Raw genomic sequence first — 14156 nt, 5'->3', positions numbered from 1 at the left:
CCCTCGATTCGTTATCCGACTACCGCCCGCACGACCAGCAGCAGCACGACGATGAACAGCGCCGCGCCGATCACACCCGCCGCGATCAGGTGCAACGGGTTCAACTGGGCGGCGTCGCTTTCCAGGTCGGCCTTGCGGCGCACGCCGAAAAACGACCAGAACACCGCTTTCACGAGCCTCAGGAGGCTCGTCTTCTGTGCGGGCTTGCCCGGCTTGTCTGCTTCGACCATCGTTCTTTCCTTGCCGTCCGGCATCGGGTTCAAGTCCCGCCGCCGCTCTTCGCGACCGACTTCGGCGCCGTGAGTTCGAAGAACGTGTATGACAGCGTGATCGTCTTCACATCCTTCGGCAGCTTCGGATCGACGACGAACACCACCGGCATGCGCTTCGTCTCATTGGCGGCGAGCGTCTGCTGCGTAAAGCAAAAACATTCGATCTTCTTGAAGTACTCGGTGGCCTCTTTCGGGGCGTAGCTCGGAATGGCCTGCGCCTGAACCGTGCGCCCCTGCTCGTTGGTCACCTGGTACATCACCGTCATCACTTCGCCGGGGTGCACGTCGAGACTGTTCTGCTCCGGCTTGAACTGCAGCGGGCCGCGCGCGTTGGCGTCGAGTTCGATCGAAATCGTGCGGCTCGCGTCGACCTGCGTATTCTTCGCCTCGCGCGCGCCGACATCGCGCTGCACGAGGTTGTTGATGCCGGTAATCGAGCAGATCGCGCGATACATCGGCACCAGGGCAAATCCGAAACCGAACATCAGCCCCGCCACGACGACGAGCTTGACGAGCATCGAGCGGTTGAACGCGCGGTCTGTGTGTACTTCGTGCGGACTGGACACGTCGTTTCTCACCCTCTGGACAGCAGGAACTGATTGACGACGGCTGCCATAAAAAAGACGGCGACGATGGCGAGCAGGATCAGGCCGAGCCGCTTGTTGCCCGCGCGAATCTGCTCGGGCGATCGTCTTTCCTGTGGATTCCGGGTCATGCTGCGAACTTCTTGTTCCATTAGGACCTGCCTGGCGAGGCTCCGGCCGGAGCCTCGCCGCATTGCGTGCGTCTTATTCGACGGTCGGCGGATTTTCGAACGTATGGAACGGCGCCGGGCTCGGCACGGTCCATTCGAGGCCTTCCGCGCCATCCCACGGCTTGTCGCCGGCCTTCTCGAGTTCGCCGCCGCCGCGATACGCCGGCAGCGCGACCGCGAACAGGAAGTACACCTGCGCGAGACCGAAACCGAATGCGCCGATCGTCGCGACCTGATTGAAGTCGGTGAACTGCGCCGGGTAGTCGGCGTAGCGACGCGGCATGCCCGCGAGGCCCAGGAAGTGCATCGGGAAGAACGTGATGTTGAAGAAGATCATCGACGCCCAGAAGTGGATCTTGCCGCGCGTTTCGTTGTACATCCAGCCCGTCCACTTCGGCGCCCAGTAGTACCAGCCGGAGAAGAGCGCGAAGAGCGACCCCGCCACCAGCACGTAGTGGAAGTGCGCCACCACGTAGTAGGTACCGTGCATCTGGATGTCGAGCGGCGCCATCGACAGGATCAGGCCCGTGAAGCCGCCCATCGTGAACACGAACAGGAAGCCGATCGCGAAGATCATCGGCGTTTCGAACGTGAGCGAACCGCGCCACATCGTCGCGACCCAGTTGAAGACCTTCACGCCCGTCGGCACGGCGATCAGCATCGTCGCGTACATGAAGAAAAGCTGGCCCGTCACCGGCATGCCGGTGGCGAACATGTGGTGCGCCCAGACCATGAACGAGAGAATCGCGATCGATGCCGTTGCGTACACCATCGAGCTATAGCCGAAGAGCGGCTTGCGCGAGAACGCCGGAATCACCTGCGACACGATCCCGAACGCCGGCAAGATCATGATGTACACCTCGGGGTGACCGAAGAACCAGAAGATGTGCTGGTACATCACCGGATCGCCGCCGCCCGCCGCGTTGAAGAACGACGTGCCGAAGTGGCGGTCGAACAGCACCATCGTGATCGCGCCCGCCAGAACCGGCATCACCGCGATCAGCAGGTACGCCGTGATGAGCCACGTCCACGCGAACATCGGCATCTTCATGAGCGTCATGCCAGGCGCGCGCATGTTCAGGATCGTCACGACGATGTTGATGCCGCCCATGATCGACGACGCGCCCATCAAGTGGACCGCGAAAATCGCGAAGTCCATGCCCGGACCCATCTGCGTGGAGAGCGGTGCGTAGAGCGTCCAGCCCGCGGCGGTCGCGCCGCCCGGCGTGAAGAACGAACCGACCAGCAGCACGGCCGCGACCGGCAGCAGCCAGAAGCTGAAGTTGTTCATCCGCGCAAACGCCATGTCGGACGCGCCGATCTGCAGCGGGATCATCCAGTTCGCGAAGCCGACGAACGCCGGCATGATCGCACCGAACACCATGATGAGGCCGTGCATGGTGGTCAACTGGTTGAAGAACTCGGGGCGCATGATCTGCAGCCCGGGCTCGAAAAGCTCGGCGCGGATCATCAGCGCCATCACGCCCCCCGAGAGGAACATGATGAACGAGAACAGCAGGTACAACGTACCGATGTCCTTGTGGTTGGTGGCGAACAGCCACCGGCGCCAGCCGTGAGGCGTTTCATGCGCATGATCGTGCGCGTGGTCGTGACCCGCGGCTACATCGTGTCCGATGCTAGACATGACAATCTCCTAAAGCGAATACTGCGGCACTTGACGGATGTCGCCCGCGCCATCCTGGCTCGGGCGCGACACGTCAAGCAGCCGGACTGATCTCTACGCGACGGGCTTCCTTCGCATCCGTACCGCCCGTGATGGTTTCCGGCTTCTTCAAGACGATGCGATCTTCGGCGACGCCCGCTGCCTTCAGCGCGTCGCGCACGGCTTGCGCGCGCGTCTTGGCAAGTTCGGCGTTCTTGCCGGCGGAACCGGTGGCGTCGGTGAAGCCCGACAGCGCCAGCTTCGCCTCAGGATGCGCCTTCGCGTAAGCCGCTGCGGCTTGCACGGCGACGGCCGCGTCGGCCGGGAGCGTGCTCTTGCCGGTTTCGAAATAGACGCTCGCGGGCAGGCCTGCGGCCTGCGTCGCTTCGGCGGCCGGCGCGCTCGCGCTTTCAGCGGCCGATGCGCCCGACGCTTCGGCTGCCGGTGCTGCCGGTGCCGATGCTGCAGCATCCGCCGCGCCCGCTGCCGCGAGATGGTTGCCGCCTTCCGGCATATTGCCGTTGCGCGCGTCCGCGACCTGCTTCGGCTGAAGGATGTCGGTGGTGTGATTGCCCCACGAATTGCGCTCGAACGTGACGACCGAGGCGATCTCGACGTCGCTGAGCGCCGTGCCCCACGGCGGCATCGCGGCCTTGCCGTGCAGCACGATGTTCACGTGCTCGGCGATCGGACCGTTGGCGATCTTGCTGCCGTCGAGCGCCGGGAATGCGCCTGCGCCCTTGCCGTTCGGCTGGTGGCAGACCGCGCAGTTCGACGCGTAGACCTTCTCGCCGCGCGCCTTGAGCTCGTCCATCGTGTAGGTTTTGTTCGGATCGTCCGCGGCGGCGGCCAGCTTCTTCTTCTGGTTGTCGACCCAATTCGCGTAGTCGTCGTCCGACAGCACTTCGACGACGACCGGCATGTACGCATGTTCCTTGCCGCACAGTTCGGTACAGAAGCCGCGGAACGTGCCGACTTTCTCCGCCTTGAACCACGTGTCGCGCACGAAGCCGGGAATCGCATCCTGCTTCACGCCGAACGCCGGCACGTACCACGAGTGCACGACGTCGTTCGCGGTGGTGATGATGCGGATCTTCTTGTTGACCGGCACCACGAGCGGGTTGTCGACTTCCTGCAGATAAAGATTCGAGATCGGCGTCTGGCCGTTGGTCTCGCTGCGCGGCGTGGAGAGCGTCGAGAAGAAGTTGATGCCCTCGCCCGGACCCTTCACGTAGTCGTACGCCCACTTCCACTGATAACCCGTGACCTTCACGGTGAGATCGGCGTTGGTCGTGTCCTTCATCGCGACGACGGCCTTGGTGGCCGGCAGTGCCATCAGCACGACGATGACGAACGGCGCGATCGTCCAGATGATTTCGACGGTGGTGCTTTCGTGGAAGTTGGCCGCCTTGTGGCCGCGCGACTTCCGGTGCACGACCATTGAATAGAACATCACGCCGAACACACCGAGGAAGATCACCCCGCAGATGATCAGCATGAACGTATGGAGGCCAAAGAGCTCCTCGGCGATTTTCGTCGCGGGCTGCTGGAAGTTGAGCTCGTTGACACGAGGACCGCCAGGAGCGTCGGTGACCGCCAGGGCCGTGCCGGCTGCGAGCATTGCGCCTGCCGCCAGCACGCCCGAGAGGGCTCGCTTGATTGTTTTCATAGCATCCTTACCCAAAATTTCCATTCAAACCCTCGACCCCCGTGTGCATCGGTCGCGCGTTACGCGCTGCTTTTGCGCCCGTTTTTCGTCCGGCGCGCTTTTCACGCGCAGCGGCGAATCCAGGCCTGCAATTCCGCGGCGAACTGCCGGCGACGATGCTGTGCAAGGTGTAGCCCGATTTGCACCGACTGTCCGCGCGATACGATCTTGAGCGGATCTCTCGGTGCCGCGCCCGTTTCGATCCGCACCCAGCGCGGATTGAATTCGAACTGCGTCAATTCTTCGGCATTCATCTGTTCGATCAACAGCCGGTTCTGAAACAACCGGATGCGTTCGTAGTCGACTGCGTGCCGCGCGTAAATCAGGAACGCGACGCCCACCACGAACAGTTCGATCCCCGTGAACGGCAGCACCAGCCAGGCGCCATTCAATAACAGCAAGGTCGCGATAGCGAGCGAAAAGAGCGCGAGCGAGACAAAGAAGCCCACGAACTGGCGCGGCGACGCGGAGCAGTTACGCTTCATCAGCCACTCCTTGAGGACGGGCTCCGCGTCCGTCAGCAATGCGCTTCTTTCCATCGCCGCCTCCGTCGATCTGCTCGGATGTTGACCAAAATCATTGCCAGCCGGGCGACAAACTGACGCATTATAGGCGCGTTACGAAGCATCCACAAGCAAGGGGCAGAACAGCGCAAAGCCAAGCGCCACAAGCTTCTGCGCCCATTTGACGCAGCTTTTTACGCGCTTTTCGGACGCAAATCTCAGACATAACAGACGCCCTCTTTACCGCGTCAGCGATCCTTCTTCGGGCCGCGTCCGATATCTTCCAGACGCACGATTCCGTGCCCTTCCGCCGTCATGCGCGGCACCGCCTTCCACGCGTGACCATAGATCACCTCGAAGGTCAGAGGGATCGTGCCGTCGTCCCGCCGGATGGCTTCGAGTGCCGTGTGAACCGCGCTGCGCAAGGCTTCGGCATCGGTCGGGCGCTCGTTTGCCGCGCGCTCGAACGGGTAGGCGCCCCAGCGCCGCACATCGTTCAACAGCGATTCCGGCGACCGATACGTGATCGTCAACACCTCCTGATCCATCACCGGAATCTCGAAGCCGCTTTCCACCAGCATGTCGCCGAGATCGTGCATGTCGACGAAATCGATCGTGTGCGGCTGCAGTGCGATGCCGAGCGACGCTTCCGCCTCGCGATACGCGCGGGTGAGCTCACGCAGCGTGTCGGGACCGAAGGTGCTGAACATCAGGAGGCCGTTGACCTTGAGCACGCGCTGCCATTCAGGAAACACGAGATCGGGGCGCGAATGCCAGTGCAGCGCGAGGTTGGACCAGAGGAGTTCGAACGCGCCCGCCGAAAACGGCAGCGCCGAGAAGTCGGCCTGCGCGAGTTGCGGGCCGCGCGCGCCGAACGCCTTGCTGAGCGTGGCCGGAAGAAAGCGCCGCCAGCCCGCGTCGGCTTGCGCGTCGGCGCTTTCGGCGGCGTTTGCGCGCACGAGCATCGCCGATGAAATGTCGACGCCCAGCACCGAAGCCTCGGGGAAACGCGTGCGCAATCCCGGCAGGTCGGCGCCCGTGCCGCAGGCGGCGTCGAGCGCGCGCGTCGGGGCGACCACGATGTAGTCGAGCCGCTCGCGCATGCGTTGCGCGATCTCGCGCGTCAGGAACGCGACGTCGTCGAACGTGCCGGCGCGGCGATCGAAAATCTCGCGCAGACGGCGCGGATCATAGGCCGGTCGGCCAGATTTGGCGGGAGTTGGGGACATGACGGTCTGCTCGCGAAGAGTGCGAAGTATACTCGGTCGTCCTGGAATCGGCCTGCAAAGGCGGCGCCGCGAGGCCCGGACGGCGCGGTTCGCCTGTTTTGTGGGAGTCGTCAGCATGATGATCGAGAAGCGCGCGATGTCGCCGGCCCACGTCGCGCTCATGCACGTCGTCGGGCACGTCGTCGGGCGCGCGCGACGCGCCATCGCGTGGCTCGGCGATGTCGCGTTGCCCGGCCAATGCGCCTTGTGTGGCAATTTGTCGCATAGTCTGCTGTGTCGAGGATGCGACGAATCCTACTGGAACGAACCGCGTTTGAGATGCCGGACGTGCGCGTTGCCGTTGTCTGCGACTCGTCGAGAACTTGAGGGCGCCGCGTCTCACTGCGCGACCTGTCTCGATTCGCCGCCGCACTTCGATGCCACGCTCGCCCTCGCCGACTACCGCGCGCCGCTCGATACGCTCGCGCTCGATTTAAAGTTTCGCGCGCGATTCGGAACGGGTGAAGCGTTCGCGCGCCATCTGCATGCGTGTTTCGACGACAGCGGCTTGCCGGCGCCCGACGTGATCGCGCCGGTTCCGCTGTCGGACCAACGTCTGATCGCGCGCGGCTACAACCAGGCGTGGGCGATCGCGAAACCGCTCGCGCGCCGCCTCGCCGTGAGCGCCGACGCCCGGCTTGTGTGCCGCACGATCGAAACCGCGCCGCAGTCGAAGCTCGATCTCGACACGCGCCGGCGCAACGTGGAACGCGCGTTCGCCGTGACGGGCGATGTGCGCGGACTGCACGTCGGCATCGTCGATGACGTGATGACCTCCGGCGCGACGCTCGATGCGCTCGCGCGCACGCTCAAGCGGTCGGGCGCGCGTCGCGTGACCAATTTCGTCGCGTTGCGTACGCCAAAAGATTAACCCCGCACTTCAGCTCACTTACCTATGTTCAACGTCGTTCTGGTCGAACCCGAAATCCCGCCGAATACCGGCAACGTGATCCGCCTCTGCGCGAACACCGGCGCGCGCCTGCATCTGATCGAGCCGCTCGGCTTTCCGCTCGACGACGCCAAGATGCGCCGCGCCGGCCTCGATTATCACGAGTACGCGCAGATGCACGTGCACGCGAACTGGGAAGCGTTCGTCGCGAAGGAATCGCCCGAGGCCGCACGCATGTTCGCCTTCACGACGCGCGGCTCGTCGCCGTTTTTCGAGCACGCGTTCAAGCCGGGCGACTGGTTCGTGTTCGGCGCCGAAACGCGCGGTTTATCCGAGGCGTTGCTCGACCGCTTCCCGAACGAACAGCGCGTGCGCCTGCCGATGCGGCCGGGCAACCGGAGCCTGAACCTGTCGAATACGGTGGCGGTGGTGACGTTCGAGGCGTGGCGTCAGGCGGGTTTCGAAGGCGGCGCCTGAGTCGCTTCTGCGAGTTGCTTCGTATAGAGATCGAGCATCGGCTGCTGAAAGCACGCGAAGATCACGCGTTCGATGGCAGGCACGTTCGGCAACGTGCCGATCACCGTATCCACCGCGATGCGCACGGCCGCTTCGACCGGAAAGCGATAGATGCCGCAACTGATCGCTGGAAACGCGATCGACTTGCAGCGCGCCTCGCCGGCGAGTTCGAGCGAACGTCTGTAGCAGCTCGCGAGCAGCGCCGGCTCGTTGCGCTTGCCACCGCTCCAGCGCGGGCCGACCGCGTGAATCACGTGCCTCGCCGGCAGATCGTGGCCGCCGGTGATCTTCGCGTCGCCGGTTTCGCAGCCGCCGAGCGTCTCGCATTCGCGCTTGAGGTCGCGTCCCGCGGCCCGATGAATCGCGCCGTCGACGCCTCCGCCGCCCAAAAGCGACTTGTTCGCCGCATTGACGATGGCATCGACGTCGAGCGTCGTGATGTCGACGAGTCGTGCTTCGAGCGTGCAGTGACCGACGGCGACCATGGCAGACCTCCCCGAAGGACGCGCCTATTCCGCTTTCGCGTCCCGGCTGAGCAGCGCGTGAACCGCATCGCGCGGCGTGACGTCTTCGAACAGCACGCGGCAGACGGCGTGCGTGATGGGCATCTCGATATTGCGCGACTGCGCGAGCGCAAGCACCGCGCGCGCGCACCGGACGCCTTCCGCGACATGGCCGAGCGCCGCGAGAATTTCGGTGAGCGTTCGTCCAGTTGCAAGCTGCATACCCACGGTGCGATTGCGCGAGAGATCGCCGGTTGCGGTGAGGATCAGGTCGCCGAGGCCCGTGAGCCCGGTGAAGGTTTCGGCGCGGCCGCCGAGCGCGACGCCGAGCCGCGACATTTCCGCGAGACCGCGCGTGATGAGCGCGGCGCGGGCGTTCAGGCCGAGTCCGAGGCCGTCGGAGATGCCCGTCGCGATCGCCAGGACGTTTTTTACCGCACCGCCGACTTCGACGCCAATCACGTCGTCGCCCGTATATATTCGCATCGCACCGTGATGGAACGCGGCGACGGTGCGCTCGGCGAGCACGGCCGACGCGCTCGCGACCGTCAGCGCGACCGGCAGGCCCTGCCCCACTTCGCGCGCGAAGCTCGGCCCCGACAGCGTGCCGTTGCTCGCGTGCTGCGGCAGTTCGGATGCGACGATCTCGTTCGGCAGACATTGCGTATCCGCTTCGAAGCCCTTGCAGAGCCAGACGATGTGCGCGGGAACGATGCCGATGTCGCGCATCGAGCGGCACAGCGCGCGCAGGCCGGCAACGGGCGTCGCGACGACACAGAGCGCATCGTCGGCGCACGCGTGCGTCAGGGCCGCGGCCAGTTCGGTTTCAAAGCGCAGCGACGGCGGCAGCGTCACGCCGCGCAGATAGCGCTCGTTTTCGTGCGATGTGGAAAGGGATTCGACGAGCGCGCGATCGCGCGCCCAGAGCACCGCGTCGTGACGCGAGGCCAGATGGCCTGCTAGAGCGGTGCCCCATGCACCGGCGCCGAGAACGGCTACTTTCATGCTCGGCTCCGGGTCCGGCGGGTTGAACAATCTGCTCAGTGCGTCGCGCCGTTCGCCGCGCCTTCCTGAGCCGCCGCGAGTTGCGAGATGCGCTGCTCGTAGAGCGACTGGAAATTGATTTCCGCGAGGTGGATCGGCGGGAAACCGGCGCGGGTGATCGCGTCGGCGATGTTCGAGCGCAGGTACGGGAACAGGATGGTCGGGCAGGCGATGCCGACGAGCGGATCGATCTGGTCGGCCGGAATGTTGCGGATATCGAAAATGCCCGCCTGCTTCGCTTCGATCAGGAACGCGACCTTGTCGGTGACTTTCGCGGTGACGGTGCCCGTGACCAGCACTTCGAAGACGCTTTCCGCGAGGCGCTCGGCCTTCACGTCGACTTCGACTTCCACCGACGGCATTTCCTGTTCGAGAAAGATGCCCGGCGAGTTGGGCTGCTCGAGCGACATGTCCTTCAGGTAAATGCGCTGGATGTTGAAGAACGGCTGGTTGTTGTCGTCAGACATGGTGAATTCCCTTGATTATTTCGATGATCGGCGCCGCGCTTTCGTTGTTTTTGCGATGGCGCCGTCCGTCGCGGCCGAGGGCCACGGCGGAATTGCTTTAGGCCGATTCGAGCAGCGGCGTCAGGCCGCCCTTGCGATCGAGCGCGGAAAGATCGTCGTAGCCGCCCACGTGCGTTTCGCCGATATACACCTGCGGCACGGTACGGCGGCCGGTACGCGTCATCATTTCCTCACGCCGGCCGGGTTCGCGATCGATCAGCACTTTTTCGATGTGCTCGACCCCGCGCGACTTTAAAAGACGTTCGGCCATCTGGCAATAAGGACACACTTGGGTGCTGTACATCACGACTTTCTTCACTTGACTGCTCCTTGTTTCACGACCGGCATGCCGGCCTTCTGCCAGGCGTCGACACCGCCCTGCAGAACATGGACTTCGCTGTAGCCGGCTTCCGTCACGGTGCGGCTCGCCTTCTGCGATTGCTGTCCGGTCTGGCACACCAGAATGACCGGATTGCTCTTATTCTTCGCGATTTGGCCGATCTTTGCTTGGAGCTCGGCCATTTCGAGATTGCGCGCCGCCGGAAGATGCCCCTTCGCGTATTCCGCCGCGGGACGCAGGTCGACGACGACCGCGTTGCGCCGGTTGATCAGCGTGGTGGCTTCGGCGGCGGAGACGCCGCCGCGTCCACGACGGGTGATCGCCGGCCAGAGGAGCAACCCGCCGGAAATGAGGGCGATCGCGATGAGTACGAGGTTCGTGTAATCGGTGAAAAACTTCACGGAAGGGCCGCCGAAAGTGGAGAAAGGGAAGAAAGAAAAAATCGGGACAATCGGGGCATTATAAAATAACCGTTTGCCGCGATGGCCTCGGCCGTTCGGACGATGGCGCGCGCCACCGGCTGCGAGCACAATCTGACACGATCGAACGTCAAGTCTTCCTGCTTTTCCGCTTCCCAACTAACCGACCTATCAGACATGTACAAGCTAGTGCTCATCCGCCACGGCGAATCGACGTGGAACAAGGAAAACCGGTTCACGGGCTGGGTCGATGTCGACCTGACCGAACAGGGCAACCGCGAAGCGCGCCAGGCAGGCGTGCTGCTGAAGGAAGCCGGCTTCTCGTTCGACATCGCCTACACGTCCGTGCTGAAGCGCGCGATTCGCACGCTCTGGCACGTGCAGGACGAGATGGACGAAATGTATCTGCCCGTCGTCCATTCATGGCGTCTGAACGAGCGTCACTACGGCGCGCTCTCCGGGCTGAACAAGGCCGAAACCGCCAAGAAATACGGCGATGAGCAGGTGCTCGTCTGGCGCCGCAGCTACGATACGCCGCCGCCCGCGCTCGCCCCGGACGACGAGCGCACGTCGTACAACGATCCGCGTTACGCGAAGGTGCCGCGCGAGCAGTTGCCGCTCACCGAATGCCTGAAGGACACGGTCGCGCGCGTGCTGCCGATCTGGAACGAGTCGATCGCACCGGCCATCAAGTCGGGCAAGCGCGTGCTGATCGCGGCGCACGGCAATTCGATGCGCGCGCTCGTCAAGTATCTCGACAACATCTCGGACGACGACATCGTCGGCCTGAACATTCCGAACGGCGTGCCGCTCGTCTATGAACTGGACGCCGACCTGAAGCCGATCAAGCACTACTATCTCGGCGACCAGGAAGCGATCGCCGCCGCGCAAGCCGCCGTGGCAAAGCAAGGCAAGGCGGGCTGAGCGCATCGCGGGCCGGGGTGATTCCCCGGCCCGTTTTTTATGCGCGCGGCGTCGCGCTGGTCATCCTGCGTTCGTACATGGCAACGCCGTCATCTGCGTGACAGGCACGCGCCTCGCCGTCAGGTCGTCCAATCCGGCATCGCGCGGGGTGCGTCCAATCATCGTCCGCGTGGCTCGCATCCGCCCCGCCGCCCCGTCCTCCCTTTGTCCGGGGCTTTAAGCTGCGTTTAAGTCGTTGCGGGAAACGACCATGTATACTGGCCTGTCACCTACGATCCAGCCTAATCCGCTTCCGACCGCAACACTCTATGCGAAAGAACCTGAAAAACATCGGCCTGATCGCCGCGGGCCTCGCTACCGGCGCGCTCGCAACCCTGCAAATTTCCGCGTCCGCCCAGCAATCCGCCACCGCGCCGCTCCCGCTCGATCAATTGCGGTTGTTTGCCGAAGTCTTCGGGCAAATCAAGCATGAATACGTCGAACCGGTCGACGACAAGAAGCTGCTGACGGCCGCGATCAAGGGCATGGTGTCGAGCCTCGACCCGCACTCGTCCTATCTCGACAAGACCGACTACGAAGAACTCCAGGAGCAGACCAAGGGCCGCTTCGCGGGTCTCGGCATCGAAATCTCGTCGGAAGACGGGCTGATCAAGGTGATTTCGCCGATCGAGGACACGCCCGCGTTTCGCGCCGGCATCCGCCCGGGCGACCTCATCACGCGCATCAACGACAAGCCCGTGCGCGGCATGACGCTCGACAAGGCCGTCAAGCAGATGCGCGGCGAGCCGGGCACGAAGGTGACGCTCACCATCTTCCGCAAGACCGACGACCGCACGTTCCCGATCACCGTCACGCGCGCGCTGATTCGCGTGCAGTCGGTGAAGATGAAGATTCCGGAGCCGGGATACGGCTATATCCGCATCACGAGCTTCCAGGAACGCACGGTTCCCGATCTCGCCGCGAAGCTGCAGGATCTAGCGCGCCAGCAGCCGGACCTGAAGGGTCTCGTGATCGACCTGCGCAACAACGGCGGCGGTCTGCTGCAAAGCGCGGTCGGCGTGGCGGGCGCGTTCCTGCCGGACAACGCGGTCGTGGTGTCGACCAACGGACAGATCGCCGACGCGAAGCAGACCTTCCGCGACACCTACGAGAACTACCGCCTGCCGTCGTTCGACGCGGACCCGCTGAAGGACGTGCCGCCCATCTTCAAGAAGGTGCCGATCGTCGTGCTGACGAACGCGTATTCGGCGTCGGCGTCGGAGATCGTTGCCGGTGCGCTACAGGATCACCATCGCGCGCTGATCGTCGGCAAGACAACCTTCGGCAAGGGCTCGGTGCAAACCGTGCGCCCGATGACCGCCGAAACCGCGCTGCGACTGACAACGGCCTACTACTACACGCCGAGCGGCAAGTCGATTCAGAACCAGGGCGTGCGCCCCGACGTGCCGGTCGATCAATACGCGGACGGCGATCCGGACGACGCGCTCGTGACGCGCGAAGTCGACTACTCGAACCACCTCGCGAACACGCAGGACCCGAACGAGAAGAAGGAACAGGAAGCGCGCGAAGCCGACCGTCTCGAACAACTGCGCATTCTCGAAGAGCAGAACGACAAGAAGACGCCGGAACAGCGCCGCAAGGATCGCGAGCGCAAGCCGGTCGAATTCGGCAGCGCCGACGACTTCATGCTCCAGCAAGCGCTGAACAAGCTTGAAGGCAAGCAAGTGGTCGAATCGAAGTCGATCAGCGAGCGAAAGCTGGCGCAGAACAAGCCGCCGCGTTCGGCTTCCGCGCCGGTCGCGGTGAAGCCGGCGCTGCCGGCTACGCCTGGCTCGTCACCGGCATCGGGTGCCGCGCCGGCGTCCGCGCCGACAGCCGAGAGCAAGTAAGCCGTATCGGGCTTCGCGGCGCCGCGCCGTGAAGCCCGCGTTTCTTCCTCACGCGGCGCGCGATCTAAAATACCTCACGTAAAGCGCGCTTTCGCGTCGATGCAACGTCTTGCGCTCAGCCCGATGAACGACGACCAACTCCTTCGCTACTCCCGCCATATCCTCGCCGACGAGATCGGCATCGAGGCGCAGCAGCGCTTTCTCGACGCCCACGCGCTCGTGATCGGCGCGGGCGGGCTCGGTTCGCCGGCGGCAATGTATCTGGCGGCATCGGGGGTGGGCGAAATCACGCTCGTCGATGCCGACACGGTCGATCTCACCAACTTGCAGCGCCAAATCCTGCACGTGACGCGCTCGGTTGGACGGCCGAAGGTCGAATCGGGCCGCGATGCGCTCGCGGCGCTCAATCCGGACGTGAAGGTTCACGCGCTCCAGCAACGCGCCGACGCCGCCTGGCTCGACGAAACCGTGCCGCGCATGACGGTCGTGCTCGACTGCACCGACAACTTCGCGACACGCCACGCGATCAACGCCGCCTGCGTCGCGCACAAGGTGCCGCTCGTCTCGGGCGCGGCGCTGCGCTTCGACGGCCAGATCAGCACCTTCGACTTCCGCTCCGACGCATCGCCCTGCTACGCGTGCGTGTTCCCGCCCGACCAGGCATTCGAGGAAGTCGCGTGCTCGACGATGGGCGTGTTCGCGCCGACCGTCGGCATCATCGGCGCGATGCAGGCGGCCGAGGCGCTGCGCGTGATCGGCGGCTTCGGCGAGACGCTCGAAGGACGCCTGATGATGCTCGACTCGCTGCGCATGGAATGGAACACGATGCGCATCGCGCGCCAGCCGGCGTGCCCCGTCTGCGGCACGCAGCACGGCCGCTGAACCCGAGCGTCCGCCGACGTCATCTCAAATTTAAGAGTTCTCCAATTTCGACGATGGGCGCGCCGCCTTAAGGTGT

General features: G+C 64.2%; 17 protein-coding genes. 5 read left to right on the top strand and 12 right to left on the bottom strand.

From position 1 onward, the window contains the following. Window positions 1–11: 11 nt before the first annotated feature. From AWB66_RS05600 to AWB66_RS05570, 7 genes are all read right to left on the bottom strand, one after another. The gene (locus AWB66_RS05600) at window positions 12–230 is read right to left on the bottom strand and encodes a DUF2970 domain-containing protein (protein WP_087629273.1); all 219 of its coding nucleotides are present in this window, start codon (window positions 228–230) and stop codon (window positions 12–14) included. A 29-nt stretch (window positions 231–259) separates the two neighbouring features. Next, window positions 260–838: a cytochrome c oxidase assembly protein gene (locus tag AWB66_RS05595; RefSeq protein WP_087629420.1), complete on the bottom strand. Its 579-nt coding sequence runs from the start codon at window positions 836–838 to the stop codon at window positions 260–262. 8 nt (window positions 839–846) lie between these two features. Then, window positions 847–987, bottom strand: a complete 141-nt coding sequence (locus AWB66_RS33595) for a cytochrome oxidase small assembly protein (protein ID WP_087134882.1) — start codon at window positions 985–987, stop codon at window positions 847–849. A 73-nt stretch (window positions 988–1060) separates the two neighbouring features. After that, window positions 1061–2671, bottom strand: coding sequence for a cytochrome c oxidase subunit I (gene ctaD / locus AWB66_RS05585; RefSeq protein WP_087629272.1), 1611 nt, complete (start codon window positions 2669–2671; stop codon window positions 1061–1063). Window positions 2672–2744: 73 nt separating this feature from the next. Further along, window positions 2745–4382 (bottom strand): cytochrome c oxidase subunit II, encoded by a 1638-nt coding sequence (gene coxB, locus AWB66_RS05580; RefSeq protein ID WP_087629271.1) that lies wholly within the window; start codon window positions 4380–4382, stop codon window positions 2745–2747. A gap of 77 nt (window positions 4383–4459) precedes the next feature. Further along, window positions 4460–4936 (bottom strand): DUF2244 domain-containing protein, encoded by a 477-nt coding sequence (locus AWB66_RS05575; protein WP_087629270.1) that lies wholly within the window; start codon window positions 4934–4936, stop codon window positions 4460–4462. A 212-nt stretch (window positions 4937–5148) separates the two neighbouring features. Continuing rightward, the gene (locus AWB66_RS05570; protein ID WP_087629269.1) at window positions 5149–6129 is read right to left on the bottom strand and encodes a methyltransferase domain-containing protein; all 981 of its coding nucleotides are present in this window, start codon (window positions 6127–6129) and stop codon (window positions 5149–5151) included. Between the two features lie 160 nt (window positions 6130–6289). Between AWB66_RS05570 and AWB66_RS05565 the strand changes: the two genes are divergently transcribed. Both AWB66_RS05565 and trmL read left to right on the top strand, forming a co-directional pair. Then, window positions 6290–7039: a ComF family protein gene (locus AWB66_RS05565; RefSeq protein WP_125469667.1), complete on the top strand. Its 750-nt coding sequence runs from the start codon at window positions 6290–6292 to the stop codon at window positions 7037–7039. Window positions 7040–7063: 24 nt separating this feature from the next. Beyond that, window positions 7064–7534: a tRNA (uridine(34)/cytosine(34)/5-carboxymethylaminomethyluridine(34)-2'-O)-methyltransferase TrmL gene (gene trmL / locus AWB66_RS05560; protein ID WP_087629268.1), complete on the top strand. Its 471-nt coding sequence runs from the start codon at window positions 7064–7066 to the stop codon at window positions 7532–7534. On the opposite strand, the gene AWB66_RS05555 is transcribed toward trmL, so the two are convergent. The 5 genes from AWB66_RS05555 to AWB66_RS05535 form a co-directional block, all read right to left on the bottom strand. Continuing rightward, window positions 7507–8058 (bottom strand): O-acetyl-ADP-ribose deacetylase, encoded by a 552-nt coding sequence (locus tag AWB66_RS05555; RefSeq protein WP_087629267.1) that lies wholly within the window; start codon window positions 8056–8058, stop codon window positions 7507–7509. The genes trmL and AWB66_RS05555 overlap by 28 nt on opposite strands. Before the next feature lie 24 nt (window positions 8059–8082). Then, a complete protein-coding gene (locus AWB66_RS05550) occupies window positions 8083–9081 on the bottom strand; it encodes an NAD(P)H-dependent glycerol-3-phosphate dehydrogenase (RefSeq protein WP_087629266.1) in 999 nt (332 codons plus the stop codon). Between the two features lie 35 nt (window positions 9082–9116). Continuing rightward, window positions 9117–9587, bottom strand: coding sequence for a protein-export chaperone SecB (gene secB / locus AWB66_RS05545; protein ID WP_087629265.1), 471 nt, complete (start codon window positions 9585–9587; stop codon window positions 9117–9119). A 97-nt stretch (window positions 9588–9684) separates the two neighbouring features. Then, window positions 9685–9945: a glutaredoxin 3 gene (grxC, locus tag AWB66_RS05540; protein WP_087629264.1), complete on the bottom strand. Its 261-nt coding sequence runs from the start codon at window positions 9943–9945 to the stop codon at window positions 9685–9687. Then, entirely contained in the window at window positions 9942–10367 is a 426-nt protein-coding gene (locus tag AWB66_RS05535) for a rhodanese-like domain-containing protein (RefSeq protein WP_087629263.1), read from the bottom strand. The genes grxC and AWB66_RS05535 overlap by 4 nt, the downstream gene beginning before the upstream one ends. 195 nt (window positions 10368–10562) lie before the next feature. Between AWB66_RS05535 and gpmA the strand changes: the two genes are divergently transcribed. The 3 genes from gpmA to AWB66_RS05520 all read left to right on the top strand — a co-directional run bounded on the left by gpmA (window position 10563) and on the right by AWB66_RS05520 (window position 14080). Then, on the top strand, window positions 10563–11309 hold the full coding sequence (gene gpmA, locus AWB66_RS05530; protein WP_087629262.1) for a 2,3-diphosphoglycerate-dependent phosphoglycerate mutase: 747 nt from the start codon (window positions 10563–10565) through the stop codon (window positions 11307–11309). A 308-nt stretch (window positions 11310–11617) separates the two neighbouring features. Continuing rightward, entirely contained in the window at window positions 11618–13198 is a 1581-nt protein-coding gene (locus AWB66_RS05525) for a S41 family peptidase (RefSeq protein WP_087629261.1), read from the top strand. Between the two features lie 123 nt (window positions 13199–13321). Then, the gene (locus AWB66_RS05520; RefSeq protein ID WP_087629418.1) at window positions 13322–14080 is read left to right on the top strand and encodes a HesA/MoeB/ThiF family protein; all 759 of its coding nucleotides are present in this window, start codon (window positions 13322–13324) and stop codon (window positions 14078–14080) included. Window positions 14081–14156 lie beyond the last annotated feature (76 nt).

It is taken from the genome of Caballeronia telluris, from assembly GCF_001544495.1.
GTDB lineage: Bacteria > Pseudomonadota > Gammaproteobacteria > Burkholderiales > Burkholderiaceae > Caballeronia > Caballeronia telluris.
This window is presented reverse-complemented; position numbering and strand designations above follow the sequence as displayed.

Coding starts and splice junctions, on each gene's coding strand:
- AWB66_RS05600 (WP_087629273.1), bottom strand. CDS start 230: ATGGTCGAAGCAGACAAGCCGGGCAAGCCCGCACAGAAGACGAGCCTC.
- AWB66_RS33595 (WP_087134882.1), bottom strand. CDS start 987: ATGACCCGGAATCCACAGGAAAGACGATCGCCCGAGCAGATTCGCGCG.
- ctaD (WP_087629272.1), bottom strand. CDS start 2,671: ATGTCTAGCATCGGACACGATGTAGCCGCGGGTCACGACCACGCGCAC.
- coxB (WP_087629271.1), bottom strand. CDS start 4,382: ATGGAAATTTTGGGTAAGGATGCTATGAAAACAATCAAGCGAGCCCTC.
- AWB66_RS05575 (WP_087629270.1), bottom strand. CDS start 4,936: ATGGAAAGAAGCGCATTGCTGACGGACGCGGAGCCCGTCCTCAAGGAG.
- AWB66_RS05570 (WP_087629269.1), bottom strand. CDS start 6,129: ATGTCCCCAACTCCCGCCAAATCTGGCCGACCGGCCTATGATCCGCGC.
- AWB66_RS05565 (WP_125469667.1), top strand. CDS start 6,290: ATGCACGTCGTCGGGCACGTCGTCGGGCGCGCGCGACGCGCCATCGCG.
- trmL (WP_087629268.1), top strand. CDS start 7,064: ATGTTCAACGTCGTTCTGGTCGAACCCGAAATCCCGCCGAATACCGGC.
- AWB66_RS05555 (WP_087629267.1), bottom strand. CDS start 8,058: ATGGTCGCCGTCGGTCACTGCACGCTCGAAGCACGACTCGTCGACATC.
- AWB66_RS05550 (WP_087629266.1), bottom strand. CDS start 9,081: ATGAAAGTAGCCGTTCTCGGCGCCGGTGCATGGGGCACCGCTCTAGCA.
- secB (WP_087629265.1), bottom strand. CDS start 9,587: ATGTCTGACGACAACAACCAGCCGTTCTTCAACATCCAGCGCATTTAC.
- gpmA (WP_087629262.1), top strand. CDS start 10,563: ATGTACAAGCTAGTGCTCATCCGCCACGGCGAATCGACGTGGAACAAG.
- AWB66_RS05525 (WP_087629261.1), top strand. CDS start 11,618: ATGCGAAAGAACCTGAAAAACATCGGCCTGATCGCCGCGGGCCTCGCT.
- AWB66_RS05520 (WP_087629418.1), top strand. CDS start 13,322: ATGAACGACGACCAACTCCTTCGCTACTCCCGCCATATCCTCGCCGAC.